Here is a 16,719-nt window from a genome sequence, read left to right as displayed (position 1 = left end):
GCTTAACACGATGGTGTGAAACACGAAGGACCCCTCCCCGGGTCGATGCGAAATCCCTACCCGGCCAAAGCGGTCGCGAGGACCCGGATGTCCGGTCGCAGGGCCGGCTCCGGCCGGAGTGCGGCGTCGATCGCTGCCGCGGCGTCCGGTGGCAGCCCCGGAGCCAGCGCGCTCACCGGAAGCGGCACGGGGCTTCTGGGCGGATGGCCGGTTGTCAGGTGGTAGGCCATCGCGGCCACCTGATACACGTCCGTCCACGGCCCGACCCGGCCACTGCTCCGCCGCCGTTGTTCCGGGGCCTGGTGGTACCCCTCCGCTTCGCCGGGCTCGTATTCGACCGCGGCGAGACCGAGATCCCGCAGGACCAGCGTCCCGTCGTCGAACCGGAGGATCCCGTCCGGTTCGAGCAGCCGGTGCGCGCGCCGCACTCCGTGCAGCCTGGCCAAGGTCCGGCAGAGGCGGGCGAGGTCCCTGAGCAAGCCGAGAGCGCGCAGCGGATCGACGAACTCGCCGGGCTCCGGCAAGAACGCGGCCAGCGTGTCACAAGGCCGGCCGGACGACCTGTCGGTCGGCCACCGGGTGATCAACGTCCCGACGCCGCCGTCACTGGAGCGTCCGATCAGCGACGGCATACCCGAGCCCTTGCCGTCCAGGGCGGCAAGCAGGTCGTGCTCGCGGCCGAGACTCATGATGGCCGCCTTCGCCCGCGGTGTCCGTTGCCGTACTTCGACCTGGCGCAGCCATACTTGCTCGTGAGGTGGGCCGACGCGCAGTGCCCGCGCACGGCGTTCGACAGCCGCCCCGTCCGCGATCGTCCGCTTCACGAGGAAATCGCCGTGAACGAGGTACCGGTCCTCTCCGATTTCCGCTTCGACGCCCGCGGTGAGGCTGGGCGCTCGCAAGGGGGGCGCCTCGGCGACCGACACGAATATCCGGTCCGGCATGGTGACGGGAGGAAGGAACGAGCCTTGCGACGGCAAGGGATACGCGGGTGAACCGTAGAAGACTCGCGCCAGGGAACGGATTCCTTCGAGCGTCAACTCGGGAACCACATAATTCGTGGCGGAAGCCGGTCGAAGAAGATCGGGGATTTCGTCGGTCGTACCGCCCGGAAGAATCACCGGCAGGATTCGGCGCGTGGCACCGTCCACATTCCGGCCGTAGCTGTTCCGGATCAGCGCCCCTTCGATCTCCGCGAGCCCCGCGGACGTCGACGAAGCACGTCCGTCCACGGCCTTCTTGTACTCCGGTGAAGCGATCGCGAGAATGAAATCCGCCTGTCCTACCTGGTCGAGTACCCAAGCGGTCCAGTCCCGCCTGCCGTCGTCGTACCACCGGTCGAGATGGGCGTCGATCCCCGCTTCGCTCCGCAGAAGGCCCGAGAATTCGAGTACCAACCGGGTGTGTTCGTCGGAATCCCGCGAATACGAGATGTACACCCGTGGCGAGGTTTCGCCGGGATCCACCAAGACCGTCCCTTCCCCGCGCCGGACTTGATCAACGAAGCTACGTCACTGAGTCGTACCGGATACTCCATCCGCTACACAAGACGTCATTGCTATCGTTCCGCCACAGCACCATCGCCGGGCAACGAGGTCTCGCATGCAAGCGCACGAAATCAGCCGGACTCCGCAGGTCTTCATCTCCTACACCCACGACAGCGACCACCACTGTGATCAAGTGCGGGACTTCGCGACCCTGCTCGTGAACAACGGGATCGTCGTCGAGCTGGACCAGTGGGCGACGGGGCCGAGGCAGGACTGGCAGGTGTGGGCGACCCGCTTCATGACCTCGTACGACTACGTCCTCGTCGTCGCGTCCGAAGGCTACCGACGAATGGGTGACGGCAACGGCCCCGCCGACCGCAATCTCGGCGGTCAAGCCGAAGCGGCCCTGTTACGCGACCTTCTCCAGGGTGACCGGAAGACCTGGACCGCGAAGATCCTTCCTGTCCTGCTTCCCGGTCAAGACATCGAAGGAATTCCACTCTTCCTCCAGCCGTACGCGGCGGACCGGTACCCCATCGCGTCCTTGACCGTCGAGGGGGCCGACGGCCTGCTTCGCACGATCACCGGACAACCACGACACCTCCGGCCCCCGCTCGGACGGCCTCTCGTGCTCCCGCCGGAGTCGGGCCCTGGAGCAGGTCCAAGCTGACCTCGCTTCAGAAGTCGTCTTCCTCTTGCGCCAGTTCGCGGAGCTTCAGCAGGGCCCGGTGCTGCTTGACCCGCACGTTGCCCGGCGTCAGTCCGAGCGCCTCCGCGGTCTCGGTGGCGGACAGGCCGACGACGATCCGCAGGGTGAGTACTTCCTGCTGCATCTTCGGCAGGGTGGCCACCAGCCTGCCGAGCCGGGCGCCGAGGTCGACGCCGAGCATGTGGTCCTCCGGTTCGTTGTGGACCGGCCCGGCCTCCGGGAGTTCCGGTACGGGGTCGGACCGGTCCCGCGAAATTGCGCGGAAGGCGTCGGCGACCTTGTTCGCCGCGATCGCCCGGACGAGGTAGATGAACGAGCCGCCGCGATCTTCATACGCCGGAAGCATCTTGAAGACCGCGAGGCAGACCTCCTGTGCGACGTCGTCGGCCGACAGGTAGGAGAGGTCGCGGCCTCCCATGCGGGCGCGGCAATAGCGCACCAGCGCCGGCTTCACGACGGCCAGCAGTGCGTCGACGGCGGCCGGGTCGCCGGTCTTCGCCGCGACGACGAGCGGATCGAGCACTTCCCTGGTCATCCGGCCGGGCGCGCGCGGCGCGGTCTCCAGCCTGGTGTAGCCCTTGACGTCTTCGTCGGTCGGACGCGTGTCGAGAGTCGTCATCGGATCAGCCCATCACTTTCGCACTGGAATCGAGCCGTCGTACCTGCGCGATGAAGGCGTTCATCCGCCACCGCATCGTGTAACCCTTGGCCGTACCGCCGAGGACCCTCTTCGAATGGCGGATCACGGCCAGTTCCGCGACCGTGCGCCCGTTCGCCTCCGAAATGTTCAGGGAGATCTGACGGCTGATTCCGTCGGGCAACGTGAACTGGGCGACCATCGGATTGCCGTCGTCGGTAATGGACCAGCCGTTCCTCGCGACCTTCTTCTTGAAGACCTGCCGCAGCTGCTGACCGCTCAGCGTCGTTTCCACCCGCCGCGGCCGGAAACCGTGTCTCTTGAAGGCGTTGTAGCCCAGGTACAGACCGATGATCACGATGACGATCAGAGCGCCGACCGTGCTGTTCCCCTCGCTCGCGGGGCCAGTGGCGATTCCCATGTTCTCTCCCGGGCGTTCGCGGTTCGAATGCCCGGTAATCGAGGAGGCGGGCCGCGATGTTGCGGGCCGTCGTTTGTTGTCCAGGTTTTGTCCGTTGACAAAATACGTGTCGCGGAGGTTTCCCGGCGGAATCCGCCGACGGACCTGCCAAATCAAGGACAGTTCCTCGTATCCGCTCGATCACCGGTAGCGAAATCGCGTTCGTGATCGATCCTTGCGCAGGCGAACCGCCGCGACCACTGGGAGAGAGAGTGCGCAGATGACGGATCCCGACCCTGGCCTGTCCGATGCTCGCAGCTCGGATCGTTTCGATGTCTTCGTGTGTTTCACCCGGGCCGATCCCGAGGGGGCGGAACGGGTGGCCGAGCTGGAAACCGCGCTCCGGGCCGCGGGGCTCCGCGTTTTCCGGGACACCGTCATCGACGAGTTCGCGCCGATCACCCGTGAGCTCGCCGACGCGATCGCCGGTTCGCGCGTCCTGCTCGTCTACTACTCCCGTGTGCTTCCGACACGCTATGCCTGCCAGTGGGAGCTGACCGCGGCCTTCATCGCGGCCGGACGTCACGGCGCGCCGGCGAATCGGGTTCTCGCCATCAATCCCGAGCCCGACAGCAGGCATATCGCGCCGGTGGAACTGGCCGACGCGAAATTCTTCTCCGGGCCGGTCACCGAGCGGACCATGCCCGTTCTGGTCGACCGCGTCCGGCGCAAGGTCGCCGAGGCCGGACATCCCCTCGGCGCCGGGAAGCGGCCCCCCGGACGGCGGCCCCCGGCGCGGATCGTCGGAAGGTACCGGGAGCTCTGGTCCGTCCACAGTGGTCTGCATGCCGCTGAATTCCCTGGTATGACCCCGTATTCGCGGCCCGTACTGATGCTGCGTGGACTACCTGGTGTGGGGAAGACCGCGTTGGCCGAGCAGTACGCGTACCTCTTCCACGACGCTTTCGACGGCGGTGTGATCAGGCTGGGACCGTTCGGTCATCACGCGCCCGAAGAGGTCCTTTCCCAGTTCCACCTGGGGTTGGCGCGGGTGGCGGCCGAACGGCTGGGCACCGACGTCTCCGGAATGGACCTCGACCGGTTACGCGACCACGTCGCCGAGCGGCTCGGCGCCGCCGGCGAGAAGGTTCTCGTGATCGTCGACGACGTTCCGGCCGGGCTCCCGCCGAACGTCCTCGACCGGCTGCTACTGCCCGCGTCCGAGGTGTCGACCCTGATCACCAGCCGGGTCGAGCATTCCCCGTGGGACGTCGCCGCGGTCGACCTGCCCGGGCTGTCCCCCGAAGAGGGACTCCGGCTCTTCAGTGAGTATCGCGAGCCCACCGACGACGCCGAACGAGAAGCTGTACTACGTCTCGTCGAGCGCTGCGGCGGACACCCGATCACGGTGCGCGCCAACGCTTTGGCCGCGCGACATCTACCCGGACGACTCGACGACGTCTCCCTCGCCTCTCGCCCGGACACCGCCCCGCCCGCGATCCGTGACCTGCTCGAGGGCTTCGGACCGCTCGCTTCCCGGCTGATCCGGCTGGGCAGCCTGCTGGCCCCGGTGCCCTTCCCACTCGACTTCGCCCGCGAGGTGCTCGGTTTCGCCACCGAACGCGAGTTCGCCGACGCCGTCGACGAACTCGCCGCGCACTGTGCCGCCTCGCGAGTGGACGGGGGCCTCCAGCTGCAGCCGCTCGTGGCCGAGGTGGCCAGGGCCGAACTGGAGCCGGGCGACCTGCACGAGCGCGCGGCGGAAACCTTGCTGCGACTGCTCTCCGACGAAAACGCCGGATACCGGGACTTCCTCCTCCAGCATGCGCGCACCCTCGCCGAACGTGCTCCGGCGCAGCACCGCATCCGGCTGCTGCGCCCGATCGCGACCGCGCACGAGAAGCAGGGTGATCCACTGGCCGCGGGCGAAATCCACGCCATGATCCTGACCACGGAAGGGGCGACGAGCGCGGACTTCGCGGCGGCGGCGCGCGTGGAGATCGCCTGCGGTCTCTACCCGGAGGCGGCCAGGCATGCCCGGCGCGCTCTCCTGCTGGCGGATTCCGAGGACGAACGGTACGCGGCCAGGCTCATCACCGCCCAGGCGCTGGACTGCCAAGGGGACTACGACGCCGGCGACCGGACGTTCTGGCACGAGTATCGCGGCCGGTTCCCGAGCCGCCACGAAGACCGGCTGGCCGCGGTCGTGGCGACCGCGCAGGCGTCCCGGTTGCGCGGGCGCCCCCGCGAGTCCATCGCCGCACTGGACGCGCTCTTGCCGGAGCTCCGCGACGCCCCACCCGGACCGTTACGCGACGACCTCCTGCCCGCCGCTCTGCTCGAGTACGTCCGCGCACTGCTTCTCGACGGCCATCCCAGGCGGGCACGTCAGGTCGCGGCCGAGGTGGTGTCGTCCTTCCATGCCACCGGACGGGAACGGCACTTCCGCTGTACCGAAGCCGAATTACTGCAGGCGGAAGCGACCGTCACGCTCGATCTGCGGGACCTGCGGCCGGATCGGGCCGACTGGGAACGGTCCGCCACGGAACTACGCGAGCTCGAAAGCGCGTACGAGAAACGCTACGGCGCGGAGAACCCGCTGACCCTGACCGTCGCGGTCATGGCCGATCGCGCGCTCCTGGCGCTGGGACAGCCGGAACAGGCCTTGCGCGTGCTGAGCGCGACCGAGCAGACCGTGCTCCGCGTCCTCGGGAGCGAGCACCAGCTGCGGTACCGGATCAGGCACGGGATGGCGCTGGCCCACGGGCAGCTGCGCGAGTTCGGCCGCCAGGCCGACCTCCTGGAGGACATCCTCCAGCCCCAGATCCGGCTGCTGGGCCTGACCCATCCGGAAACCCTGGAAAGCCGGCTCGACCTCGGTATCGCACTGGCGTTCAGCGGACGCGACCAGTACCGGCGCGCCACGGAGCTGGTCGACGGCGCCGCGGACGACATCGTCGCGGCACTCGGCATCGCGACCGAACTCTCCACGAAGGCGATCGCGGCGAAACGGGTGATCCGGCTCCCCCGGCCCCTCGTCTCCGCGCTGTTCACGGCCGAGCGGTTGTTCGGCACGGGCAAGAAGAAAGGCGAATGACTCATGGAAGGTGAACTGGCCGGGCGCTACCGGCTCGGTGAATCGCTGGGCCGGGGTTCGGTGGGAGAGGTCTTCGCCGCCACCGGGCCGGACGGCGAAGACTACGCGATCAAGCTGCTGCCCTTCGGACGCACTCGCGACCCCGCGCTCGTCGAGCGTTTCCTCCGTGCGCAGTCCCAACTCGTCGGTCTGCGGCATGACAACCTCGTGCTCCTGCACGACGTCGTCATCGAGGACGACGCCATCGCGCTCATCCAGGACCGCGTACCCGGTGGATCGCTGAAGCGATGGCTCGGCACCGCGGGCACCCTGCTGCCCGCCGAGATCGCCAGGATCGGCGCGGGGATCGCGTCCGCCCTGCACGAGGTGCACGCGCTCGGCATCGTCCACGGGGACGTCCGGCCCGCGAACGTCCTGATGGACGACAGCGGTTCGGTCCGGGTCCCCCGGTTGGCGGACACGGCCTGTTCGTCGCTGACACAGCGTACTTCCGGACAGACGTCCCTGCTGGCCGCGTCGACCTACGCCGCGCCCGAAGCCGAGGACGCGCCGCCGTCGGACATGTACTCGCTCGGAGCCCTGCTCTACGAGCTGTACTGCGGCGTCACCCCGTTCGCCGCCGGTTTCGTCCGGGCCGTCGACGAGGGACCGGGACGACCGGGTCAGCTGCCGGAACCCCTGTGGGACCTGATCCGGCTCCTGCTGGCCTTCGATCCCTCGTTCCGGCCGACCGCGGACCGGACGGCGGCCGTTCTCCGCGCGATGACACCCGACCTGCTCGGAGCGCCGGTCGGGCAACGACTCGAACGGGCTCCGAAGCCCGAATCCGCGAAGGACCGGCAGGACACTCTCCCACCCTCGTTCATGATCGGAGACCAGATGTACGGCGAGCAGTTGTACAGTCCCCCGCCCAAACGGAAGAGGAAGTGGGTGCCGATCGCCGTCGCGACCACCGTGGTCGCCGCCGGGGCGATCACGACCGTCGCCCTGACCGGCAACTCGCGGACCCCCGTCGAACCGGCGGCCGCGCCGGTGCCCACGACCACCGTGCAGGTCACGGCCACGGCCCCGGCGACCGAGGCGCCGAGCGGCACCGCTCAGGCGGGAAGCGCCTCGGTTTCGGCACCGCCGAGTTCGCCCGCGCTGCCGGCCGAGCGCTACCTCGGCGAACTGGAGCCGGTGCGGGGCCAGTTCGACTCCGACCATCAGACCGGCTCGGTCGCGGGCAAGACCTACCTGCACACCGTCGCCACCAGGATCTACGAGTGCAACGATCCCGGATCCGTCGAGTACAACCTTTCCAAGGGTTTCCGGCGTCTCGTCGCCTCGGCGGGCCTCGACGACAACTCCCCGGACTCGTCGCTCAAGGTACAGCTGGAGATCTTCGGCGACGACCGCAAACTGCTTTCGACCACGACCGTGCTGGGCAAGATGGTGCCGGTCGACGTCGACCTGACCGGGGTGCTCCGGCTCAAGATCGGCTGGCAGCCGGTGAAATCCGGGGAATGCGGCGGGTCTGGCAACTATCTCGACCTCGGCGAGGCCAAATTGCTCGGACTCCCCGAGGAGGTTCCGCCACCCACGACCACGAGTTAGCGGCGCCGGCCGAAGGTAGCGACGGTTACCGAGCAGCGAGGCGAGGGGCGTCTACGGCGGTGTGGGTCGTGCCGAAGACGTCCGTCAGCCGGCACCGGCCCGCCCGGCCGTCAGGTGACCGGGCCGGGATCGGGGTATTTCCAGCGCACCCCGTAGGCGAAACCCGGCGCGAGCCGACGGAACTGGACATGGATCTCGCCCGAGGCGTCCGGTGTCAAGGAAAGCCCGCGTGTCGCCTCATCGCTCGCGTCGTCCTGGAATACCCGGTCCAGTTGCACGACCTCCACGGGCATCGGCAGCGGGAATCGGACGTGCAGGTCGAACAGGTCCACCGGATGCCGGGGAACACACACGAAATGCGGCTGTTTGAACTCGCCCCGGTACCGCAACCCGATTTCGTGGCGACTTCGTTTGTGGAGCGGTTCCGGTAACCGCAACGCGAGGCCGACCCGGTCACTGGACTCCATCACGCGCCCGGTCAGGCGTCCACCGTGGAACACGTCGACCCGGAGCTCCTCGTCGCCGATCGATTCGCCGCGGTAGTCGGAGTCGGTCTGCGTCAGGGCCAGGTCCAGCTCGGCGATGTCGTCGGCGTCCGCGACGATCCGGCGGAACTCGAAAACCTCCGGAACGGGCTGATCGAGCGCGAGGGTCACTCGTAGGTCTTCGGTGTGCCAACTCTTGCTGGGGTAGGAGGCTTCGCCGACCTCGGACTCGCTTGTGGACGCGATCGCGACCTCGGCGAGCTGTTCGATGCCTTCGTCGATCCGGCGCCGCGCCGTCCGGTCGTCACGTTCCAGCTTGCTCGCCAGCCAGTGCACCCTGTCCTGATAGAACGGGTTCCGCGCTTCTTCGTGCAGCGCGAACGCAGCGAGCACGGCGACGCGCAGGTCGTCGGGCAGCGACGCCGCCCACTCGGTGATGCAGTCCCCTATCTTTCTCCGGACCTCCGCGTTTTCGTCGTCTTCGTCGATACGGCAGACCGCGCGCAAGGCCGGCCCGGCTCGTTCGGCGAGCTGAGGTGCCGGAATTCCCCTGCCCCTTCGGAGCAGCTTCAATTCGGCGACCAGGTCCGCGGCGCTGACGTTCACCAGTCCTCCCCTAGTGGTTCAAGCACGGTGGTCAATAGTCGTCAGCGCGGCGGCCCGTGTCCAGCCGGTCACGGCGGTATATCGCCGATCGTTATTTTTGGTTTTCCTTTCCCGCCCATACGGGAAACAGGAAACTCCTTGTCGCCCCCAGGCGGGCATCGCATTCTTGGTGGACCGCGACGATTTCGCGGCGAAATAACAACCGGACCAGCGGTTTTACCGCGTTGTCGAGTGCTGCCCAAGCACGCCCACCCAAGGAGTCGGAATGAAGGTCATGTGCTCGTTTTCGCTGCTCTTGCGGCTGGCCTTCTGGCTCGGGGTGGTCGCGCTCTTCATGGGAGTGCTGCTCGGCAGCGCACAGGGAACCGCGCCCGCGACGCCGGTCGAACCCGTGGTCGCGACGCACGGAGAGGAGGTGCGCTGACCATGCAGACCCACGCCATCGGCCTGATCCTGGCCCTGCTCGGCTTCGTGTTCAGCTGAGGACGACGATGATGAACGACGATCACGGGCTGTGCGCGCAGCCGCCGGCCGGGTCCGCGGACCCGGCCGGCGCCCCCGCGGTGAGCGAACGGTGCCGGGGCACCGTCCACACCGTCATACTGGTCCTCCGACGAGGATGGGTGCTGATGAACGAGAGAGCCACGTTCGGGGCCGAACTCAGACGCCGTCGCCGGGCGGCCGGCCTTTCGCTGACCGAACTCGCGGCTCGCACCCATTACAGCAAGGGTTACCTCAGCAAGGTCGAAACCGGCCTCGCCCAGGCGAATCCGGCACTCGCCGCCCTGTGCGAAACCGAACTCGGGACGCAAGGGCTCACCTCGCTACTGCCCGCCGAACCCGTGCGGCGCCGGACCAGACCCGACGTCCGCCCGTCCGGATTGCCGCCGATGACGAACGCTTTCGCGGGCAGGGACGCGGAATTGCGGGCGATGCGCACGGCGCTGGAAATCGACGGCGGAGTCTGTGTCGTGTCCGGGATGGGCGGTGTCGGCAAGACCGAACTCGCGGTCCGATGCGCGCACCGGCTGGAATCCGGATTCGCCGACGGCTGTCTGTTCATCGATCTGCGCGGATTCGGTGACGCCACCGCCGGAACCGCGGCCGTGCACGACAGATTGTTGCGTGTGCTCGGTGTTCCGGCGGATCGGATCCCCGCCGATCCGGACGATCGTGCCGCGCTGTACCGGTCCCGGCTTCGCGGCCGCAGTCTTCTGCTGGTGCTGGACAACGCGGTCAACGCGGCGCAGGTGCGGCCGCTGCTGCCCGCCGAGCCGAAATGCCGGGTGCTGATCACCAGCAGATCGAGACTGAGTGCGCTCGACGACGCCGGACACGTCTCTTTGGACATGCTCCCGCTCGCCGCGGCCGTCGAACTTTTCAGCTCTGTCACCGGTGTTCCCGCCGGAGATGCCGTCACCCGGGTGGTCCAACGGTGCGCCCGGCTCCCCCTCGCGATCCGGATCGCCGCCGCGAGATTGCGCGCGCATCCCACCTGGGACGTCGCCGAACTCGAGCGCAGGCTCGACGACGAAAACGCTCGCCTGGGAGAACTGGACGACGGCGAACGCACCCTCGCCGCGACTTTCCAGCTGTCCACAAGGCAGCTTACCGATGCCGAATCGCGGCTGTTCGGCCTGCTCACCGTCCACCCCGGAACCGATGTCGACATCCATGCCGCGAGCGCGTTGAGCGCGCTTTCCTATCGGGAGACCGATCGCTTGCTGGAACGTCTGCACGAAGCGCACCTGCTCACCCAACCAGAACCTGACAGGTACGGATTCCATGACCTGCTCCACGCATTTGCCACTGAATTCGTACAAACAGACGCGGAGGACGGCATGAACGCGTTTCGTCGGCTCACCACTTTCGCGGTCCGGAATGCCGCTCACGCCGATAATCTGCTCACTCCGTCCCGGTTCGTCCCGGAGATCTCCTTCGATCCCGGGACCCCGGAACCGGCCCGGCTGGACGACAGCGAAATGGCGATGTCCTGGTTCCGCGCCGAATGGCCGGGGCTGGTCGCGCTGTGCCGGGCGGCGGGCGAGCGCGGCGAACACGAGCGATGCTGGCAGCTCGCCTTCTTCCTGCGTGACTTCTTCTTCGTGGCCAAGCTCTGGGATCCCTGGCTGGACACCCATCGCTGGGCCCGCGCGTCGGCCGCGACGATCGGGAACACCTGGGCGCTCGCCACGACCACGGCCAATCTGGGGGTCGCCTTCGTCGATCGCGGCGACCTCGACGAAGCGTCGGCCTGTTACAGCGAGGCCCTCGGGCTCTTCCGCAGCATCGGTGACGGCCACGGGGAAAGTACGGCGCTCGCGCACAGCGGCTGGGCCGAGCACTACCGGGGCAAGCACACTGACGCGCTGCGGGATCTCCGGCAGGCGCAGGCGTTCTACGTCCGCGACGGCAATCGCCGCAACGCCGCGATCACCGGCCGCGGGATCGCGCTGGTGCTGACGGCACTCGGCGAAGCGACGGAGGCGGCCGAGCTGGCCGCCGGCACGCTGTCCGTCTTCGACGAACTCGGCTTGGACCTCGATGCCGCGATGGCCCTCAACTGCACAGGATGGGCCTGGTACACCGCGGAGCGCCACGAGCTCGCGGCGTCGGCGTACCGAGCCGCGGTGGAACGTGCCGAAGCGTGCGGAAGTCCATATGAGACAGCCCGCGCGTACACCGGCCTCGGCAATGTCGCGGCAGCGCAGGGCTCCGCCGACCTGGCCGCCGAATTCTGGGAGCGCGCCGACGAAATCCACCCGGATCTCGATCAGGTGATGGTCGGCGAGGCGCGGGCGCGGCGGGCGTAACGGCCCGGTCCGGCGGACCGACTTCCGCACGGACACCGCCGATTCGCCGCGTACCGACGTCAGCGGCCTGGAGACCGACGATGACAGCCCGCCCCCGCGTCTTCGTTTCGTATTCGCACGACAGTGAAGAGCACAAGACCCTCGTGCGGCGGTTCGCCGATTTCCTGGCCACGAAGGTCGGGCTCGAGGTGCACCTCGACCAGTGGGCCGACGGCGCCCGGATCGACTGGTCGAGGTGGGCGCTGCGACAGCTGAAGGCCGCGGACTACACGATCGCCATCGCCTCACCGTGGTACCGGCGGCGGACCGACGGCCTGGAATCCCCGCATATCGGCCGCGGTTCGCAGTTCGAAGGCGCGATCCTGCGCGATCTGCTGACCGAGGACATCGAGGAGTACACGGCACGGATCCTGCCGGTGGTCCTGCCCGGCCGGTCCATCGACGACATCCCGCAGTTCCTCAGCCCGTACAGCGCCACGCACTACATCGTCCAGCGGTTCGTCCGTGAGGACCCCGGTGTCGAGGACCTGGTCCGCGCTATCCGGCGGCAGCCCCGATATCCACGACCTTCCGGGGAACTGCCGCCTTTCGAGGACGGCACGTACGTCCGGCCGGCCACCAGGGCGAAACTCCTGCTGACCCGCGAGCTGACCCCGGTGGCGAAGAGCTCCGATCTCCGCGTGGAGGCGGCGACACTCAACGGCGTGCACTACGGCAACAGCCTCACCTATCGCTGTTCGGCGTTCTGCAACGATCCGCGAGGGGTCGTCGAGTACGACCTGGGCAGACGCTACCGACGCTTCTCGGTCACCGCCGGTGTGCTCGACGACGCCCGGGACTCGCGGCAGATCGGGCACTTCGAGGTCTACCTGGACGGCGTCCGGCAACCGGGCGAGTCGGCGAAGCTCGGCTCTCCCGTCCTGATCGAAGCCGAGGTCGCGGAGGTCCTGCGCCTCCAGCTGGTCGCGTACCGGACCGACACGACGGCCCATCCGATGCTCGCCGGGGCGCGGATGGCGGGCGGGCTGTCGAACGGGCTTCCCGAACTTGCTTGGGGCGACCCCACCGTCTCCGTCTGAAACCGGGCCGCAACACTGGCGCGGATGGCGGTCACTGATGGGTGTGACCATGCAAAGGACCGGAGCGGAGGCACCGGTGGGGGCAATCTCCGACCTGGGTGACCGGGAACTGTGGGACCGGGCGGCAGGCGGGGACGAGACGGCGTTCGCGAGGTTGTTCGAGCGGCACGTCCAGGCGGTGTGGAACCACGCGTACCGGCTGACGGGCTCGTGGACGTCCGCCGAGGACCTGACGTCGAACACGTTCCTGATCGCCTGGCGTAAGCGGGCCGACGTGGCGTTGGTGCGGGGTAGCGCGCTGCCCTGGCTGTACACCGTCGCGGGCAACCTCGCGCGCACCGAACGCCGCAGCGCGAGCAGGCGATCACGGCTGTTGCGGCGTATCCCCGATCCACCGGACGTCCAGGACCACGCGGACACCGTCGCCGCGCAGGTGGACGGCGAGGAACGACTACGCCAGGTGATCGACGCGGTACGCGCACTACCGCCCGCCCAACGGCAGGTGGTGGAGCTGTGCCTGCTCGGCGATCTGTCGATCGCCGACGCGGCCTCGTTGCTCAAGGTCGCCGAAGTAACCGTACGTGCACATCTGTCTCGGGCGCGAGCTCAACTGCGCGCCCTGGTGGAGGCGAAATGACCATCGAAGAGCTCCTCCCGCCGCGGCGTGAGCTACCCGAAGACCTGCGGTACCGACTTCGCGAAGACGTCCTGACCAGGCTCGACCGGCCGAAACGGGGACGGTGGGGTGTCGTCGCGGCCGCGGTCGTGCTGCTGGCAGGCGCGGCCACCGCCGGCGTGCAGTTGTGGCGCGACGAGAGCCCGCCGGTGGCGGGTCCTTCGGCGGATCCGGCGGCCCTTGTCCTCGACCGCTGCTGGGCGGCGGCGGAGACCGCGGGCAAGGCCGGGCAACTGCCGCCGCGCGGATCGTGGACGTCGCCGGTCAGCGCCGGCGAAGGCGAGCACGTGGGCGTGGCGTTCCTCGCGGCGGGCAAACCCGCCGTCTGCGAGACGACGGCGACCTCGGTGACGCTCACGAACCCCGACGCGCCGCTCGCTTACGCCGAGGGAAGCCGCACGGCGTTGCTGCTCCACACGACCGGCGGGCTGGCCGCCGGCATCGCCGATCCGGCCTGGGCTCGGCTCGAGCTCTCCCGCGAGGACGGGCTCGGCATCACGATGGAGCGGATCACCTCGCCGGAGCACCTTTTCTTGAGCTTCACGAAGACCCCGCCGTCCATGGGCGCGCTGTGGGCGGGCCGCTGGGACACCGACCAGATCGAGCGCACCTGGCCGCGGGCGGCGCTGCCCGCACCTCCTCCGCCCCTGTTCAGCGTCATCGACCGGGCCGGCGACCGCTCCTCCCCCGCCGGCGCCGCGCTGAAGGAGTGCTTCGCACGGGCGAGCCACCCGCCGGACGACGCCGACTCCTACCAGGCCGGGACGCTGCTCGAAAACGGGCGGTTCCGCGTCGTGGTGGCCCGCAACGCCGCGCACGCCCTCGTCTGCTCCACCGACGGCGAGACCGCCCAGGTCCACGTCGACACCTTCGTGGGCAAGTCGATCCCGGTCCGCCGGCTGATCGTCCCGGACGTCGGCGGGAGAGTGGCGTTCGTCGGGATCGTCCCGCCGTCGGCGACCAGGATGATCGCGGACTTCGGCACCGGGAAGCCCGTCGACGTCCCGGTCGCCAACGGGACGTTCGCGATCTGGCCGCCCGAGGGCTCGATACCGGTCGAAACCAGTGGAACGACCTGGGTGAAGGCCTCCACCGCCCAGGGAACTCCGCTGTTCAACGGGGAGATCGGCGGGAAGTGAACGGCTCGGAGGCGTTCAGCGGGCAGTTCCGGGCGTGGGGCTGCTACGGTTGACTCGTCGCGGTTCAGACACCAGCCGCCGGGCCCTTTTCTCCGGTTTCCGGCCGCCTGCCTGGACCTTGGCCGGTTCCCCCTTACCGGCAAGGAGTCATCTTGACCGACTATCGCGCACCCGCCTCCGATCCGCCCCGTTCGAGCAGGAGATTCGTGTCCTCGCTCGACGTCTCGGTCACGGCCACCGACACCGACACCGTCGTCACCGTGTCCGGCGAAATCGACCTCGCGGTCTCCGACGGCGTACGGCAAAGCCTCGAGGACGAACTCCGCTTCGCACCTGCGGCGCTGATCGCGGACCTCTCCGAGGTCACCTTCTGCGACTCCTCGGGCTTCACCGCTCTCGTCCAGACTCGCGCGAAGGCCGAGGAAGCGGGTATCCCGTTCATCCTGGTCACCCAGGAACGGGCCCTGCTCCGCCCGATGTCCCTCCTCGGCCTCGACGCCGTCTTCAACGTGCACCCGACCATCGCGTCGGCGCGGGACGCCCTCGCTCCTCGCTGACGCGCCCCCGGGCCGGCTGTCATGATGAATCACTGACAGCTGGAGGAGCCATGGGACGCATCACCAGGTCGACCCCGGGATCGTTGTGATGAGTCACAACGATCCGGGGTTCCTCATCGGCGGACGCCCCCTCGCGGAGCGGCTGACCGACGTTCTGCCATCGCTCACGAAGGCGGTACTCGGCGAGATCGTCACCAGGATCCCCGAGTACGGCCTGCTCCCAGCCGAGGAGCTCAGTGGCGACATCACGCACGTGATCGAGCAGAACCTGCGGTCGTTCATCGACACACTGCGTACGGGAGCGATGCCTGCCCGGGAGGAGATCGACTTCCTCCGCGAATCGGCGGCCCGCCGCGCGGAAGAGGGCATCCCGATCGACATCGTCCTCACCGCGTACCACATCGGCATCCAGGTGGTCTGGGCGTCGCTGACCCCGGACGTCCGGCCGGAGGAGGTCACCGACGTCCTGGCCGTCCACCAGCTGACGCTCCGCTACCTCGAAGTGGTCACCCCCGCGGTCGGCGCCGGCTACCTCGACGAACGCCGGACGATGTTCGACGACGAACGTTCGGCGCGGCATACGGTGCTTTCCGCCCTGCTCGACGGGGAATCGGCCGACGTCGCCGCCGGGCAGGCTGGCCTGCGGCTGCCGCCGTGTTACGTCGTCCTCGCCGCGTCGGTCGGGGCACATCCCGACGAGGAGGCCAACGGCGTCGACCCGCTGGTGGCCGGACGGCGGAAGCTGCGACGGCTGCGGGTCGAACTGGAGCGCCAGATCCGGGGCACGGTTTTGACCTCGCTCACGCCCGAGGGCGGGATCGCCTTGCTGCCGCACGAAGACACGGCAGGAGAACTGTCCACACACGACTGGGCGCGACTGGAGCGGATACTGGCGGACGTGGCCCGCACGGCGGGCGCGGAGGTGATCGCCGGGGCCGCGGCGGCCGAACCGGCGCAGCTGCCCGCCGCGGCGAAACTGGCGCAGGACGTCCTCGCGGTCGCCACCGCGTCAGGCAGGCCACCGGGGCTGTACCGGCTCGACGACGTCCTGCTCGAATACCAGCTGTCCCGCCCCGGTCCGGCGCTGGACCGGCTGGCCACCCGGCTGGAACCGTTGGACGGCAACGAAGAACTCCTGCAGACGCTGGAGACGTTCCTGCGCCGTGGAGGCAGGCGGCAGACCGCCGCCGCTCTCCACGTCCATCCCAACACCGTCGACTACCGGTTGCGTCGGATCGCCGACCTCACCGGGCTGGATCCCACCCGGCTCGAACACATCGCCCTGCTGAACGCGGCCCTTGCGGCCCGCACCGTCACCGGACGGAAGTGAGGTCGTGAGTGGCGATTCGGGTTCTACTGAGGTGCACGGCAACGTGTCGTGTCCCGTACCGGCGTTGCCTCCGGCCGCGCGGCGGGTGTTGCGAAAGCCACTTTCGCA

At 68.7% G+C, this 16,719-nt stretch carries 14 protein-coding genes; 10 read left to right on the top strand and 4 right to left on the bottom strand.

The window, feature by feature from the left end; all coding sequences use genetic code 11:
- Positions 1-56: 56 nt before the first annotated feature.
- Positions 57-1,466: an SEFIR domain-containing protein gene (locus H5J31_RS06775; protein ID WP_181771596.1), complete on the bottom strand. Its 1,410-nt coding sequence runs from the start codon at positions 1,464-1,466 to the stop codon at positions 57-59.
- Positions 1,467-1,602: 136 nt separating this feature from the next.
- Here H5J31_RS06775 and H5J31_RS06770 point away from each other — a divergent pair, with 136 nt between their 5' ends.
- Positions 1,603-2,157 (top strand): toll/interleukin-1 receptor domain-containing protein, encoded by a 555-nt coding sequence (locus H5J31_RS06770; protein ID WP_181771595.1) that lies wholly within the window; start codon positions 1,603-1,605, stop codon positions 2,155-2,157.
- Between the two features lie 7 nt (positions 2,158-2,164).
- Here the strand turns inward: H5J31_RS06770 and shbA are convergent, their stop codons facing one another.
- Complete coding sequence (gene shbA, locus H5J31_RS06765; protein WP_181771594.1) at positions 2,165-2,815, bottom strand: RNA polymerase sigma factor ShbA; 651 nt, start codon at positions 2,813-2,815, stop codon at positions 2,165-2,167.
- A 4-nt stretch (positions 2,816-2,819) separates the two neighbouring features.
- Positions 2,820-3,254, bottom strand: a complete 435-nt coding sequence (locus H5J31_RS06760; protein ID WP_181771593.1) for a hypothetical protein — start codon at positions 3,252-3,254, stop codon at positions 2,820-2,822.
- Positions 3,255-3,513: 259 nt separating this feature from the next.
- Between H5J31_RS06760 and H5J31_RS06755 the strand changes: the two genes are divergently transcribed.
- Both H5J31_RS06755 and H5J31_RS06750 read left to right on the top strand, forming a co-directional pair.
- Positions 3,514-6,330 (top strand): tetratricopeptide repeat protein, encoded by a 2,817-nt coding sequence (locus H5J31_RS06755; protein WP_181771592.1) that lies wholly within the window; start codon positions 3,514-3,516, stop codon positions 6,328-6,330.
- A 3-nt stretch (positions 6,331-6,333) separates the two neighbouring features.
- Positions 6,334-7,926: a protein kinase domain-containing protein gene (locus tag H5J31_RS06750; protein WP_181771591.1), complete on the top strand. Its 1,593-nt coding sequence runs from the start codon at positions 6,334-6,336 to the stop codon at positions 7,924-7,926.
- A gap of 110 nt (positions 7,927-8,036) precedes the next feature.
- On the opposite strand, the gene H5J31_RS06745 is transcribed toward H5J31_RS06750, so the two are convergent.
- Positions 8,037-9,017, bottom strand: coding sequence for a hypothetical protein (locus tag H5J31_RS06745; protein ID WP_181771590.1), 981 nt, complete (start codon positions 9,015-9,017; stop codon positions 8,037-8,039).
- A gap of 265 nt (positions 9,018-9,282) precedes the next feature.
- Here H5J31_RS06745 and H5J31_RS06740 point away from each other — a divergent pair, with 265 nt between their 5' ends.
- The 7 genes from H5J31_RS06740 to H5J31_RS06710 all read left to right on the top strand — a co-directional run bounded on the left by H5J31_RS06740 (position 9,283) and on the right by H5J31_RS06710 (position 16,611).
- Entirely contained in the window at positions 9,283-9,441 is a 159-nt protein-coding gene (locus tag H5J31_RS06740; protein WP_181771589.1) for a hypothetical protein, read from the top strand.
- A 205-nt stretch (positions 9,442-9,646) separates the two neighbouring features.
- A complete protein-coding gene (locus tag H5J31_RS06735; RefSeq protein ID WP_181771588.1) occupies positions 9,647-11,830 on the top strand; it encodes a tetratricopeptide repeat protein in 2,184 nt (727 codons plus the stop codon).
- An 80-nt stretch (positions 11,831-11,910) separates the two neighbouring features.
- Positions 11,911-12,909: an SEFIR domain-containing protein gene (locus H5J31_RS06730; protein WP_181771587.1), complete on the top strand. Its 999-nt coding sequence runs from the start codon at positions 11,911-11,913 to the stop codon at positions 12,907-12,909.
- A 49-nt stretch (positions 12,910-12,958) separates the two neighbouring features.
- Positions 12,959-13,546: an RNA polymerase sigma factor gene (locus H5J31_RS06725; RefSeq protein ID WP_181771586.1), complete on the top strand. Its 588-nt coding sequence runs from the start codon at positions 12,959-12,961 to the stop codon at positions 13,544-13,546.
- Entirely contained in the window at positions 13,543-14,724 is a 1,182-nt protein-coding gene (locus H5J31_RS06720; protein ID WP_207897585.1) for a hypothetical protein, read from the top strand. Before H5J31_RS06725 ends, H5J31_RS06720 begins: the two co-directional genes overlap by 4 nt.
- A 152-nt stretch (positions 14,725-14,876) precedes the next feature.
- Positions 14,877-15,281: an STAS domain-containing protein gene (locus H5J31_RS06715; RefSeq protein WP_207897583.1), complete on the top strand. Its 405-nt coding sequence runs from the start codon at positions 14,877-14,879 to the stop codon at positions 15,279-15,281.
- Between the two features lie 88 nt (positions 15,282-15,369).
- On the top strand, positions 15,370-16,611 hold the full coding sequence (locus H5J31_RS06710) for a PucR family transcriptional regulator (RefSeq protein ID WP_181771585.1): 1,242 nt from the start codon (positions 15,370-15,372) through the stop codon (positions 16,609-16,611).
- Positions 16,612-16,719: the final 108 nt, after the last annotated feature.

This window comes from Amycolatopsis pittospori (genome assembly GCF_013870525.1).
GTDB lineage: Bacteria > Actinomycetota > Actinomycetes > Mycobacteriales > Pseudonocardiaceae > Amycolatopsis > Amycolatopsis pittospori.
The sequence above is the reverse complement of the archived record's forward strand: the minus strand, read 5'-3'. Positions and strand labels throughout refer to the sequence as shown.

Excerpts from the sequence above, each read along its gene's own strand:
- H5J31_RS06740 (WP_181771589.1), top strand. The coding sequence starts at position 9,283 with ATGAAGGTCATGTGCTCGTTTTCGCTGCTCTTGCGGCTGGCCTTCTGG.
- H5J31_RS06735 (WP_181771588.1), top strand. The coding sequence starts at position 9,647 with ATGAACGAGAGAGCCACGTTCGGGGCCGAACTCAGACGCCGTCGCCGG.
- H5J31_RS06730 (WP_181771587.1), top strand. The coding sequence starts at position 11,911 with ATGACAGCCCGCCCCCGCGTCTTCGTTTCGTATTCGCACGACAGTGAA.
- H5J31_RS06750 (WP_181771591.1), top strand. The coding sequence starts at position 6,334 with ATGGAAGGTGAACTGGCCGGGCGCTACCGGCTCGGTGAATCGCTGGGC.
- H5J31_RS06770 (WP_181771595.1), top strand. The coding sequence starts at position 1,603 with ATGCAAGCGCACGAAATCAGCCGGACTCCGCAGGTCTTCATCTCCTAC.
- H5J31_RS06725 (WP_181771586.1), top strand. The coding sequence starts at position 12,959 with ATGCAAAGGACCGGAGCGGAGGCACCGGTGGGGGCAATCTCCGACCTG.
- shbA (WP_181771594.1), bottom strand. The coding sequence starts at position 2,815 with ATGACGACTCTCGACACGCGTCCGACCGACGAAGACGTCAAGGGCTAC.
- H5J31_RS06720 (WP_207897585.1), top strand. The coding sequence starts at position 13,543 with ATGACCATCGAAGAGCTCCTCCCGCCGCGGCGTGAGCTACCCGAAGAC.
- H5J31_RS06760 (WP_181771593.1), bottom strand. The coding sequence starts at position 3,254 with ATGGGAATCGCCACTGGCCCCGCGAGCGAGGGGAACAGCACGGTCGGC.
- H5J31_RS06710 (WP_181771585.1), top strand. The coding sequence starts at position 15,370 with ATGAGTCACAACGATCCGGGGTTCCTCATCGGCGGACGCCCCCTCGCG.
- H5J31_RS06755 (WP_181771592.1), top strand. The coding sequence starts at position 3,514 with ATGACGGATCCCGACCCTGGCCTGTCCGATGCTCGCAGCTCGGATCGT.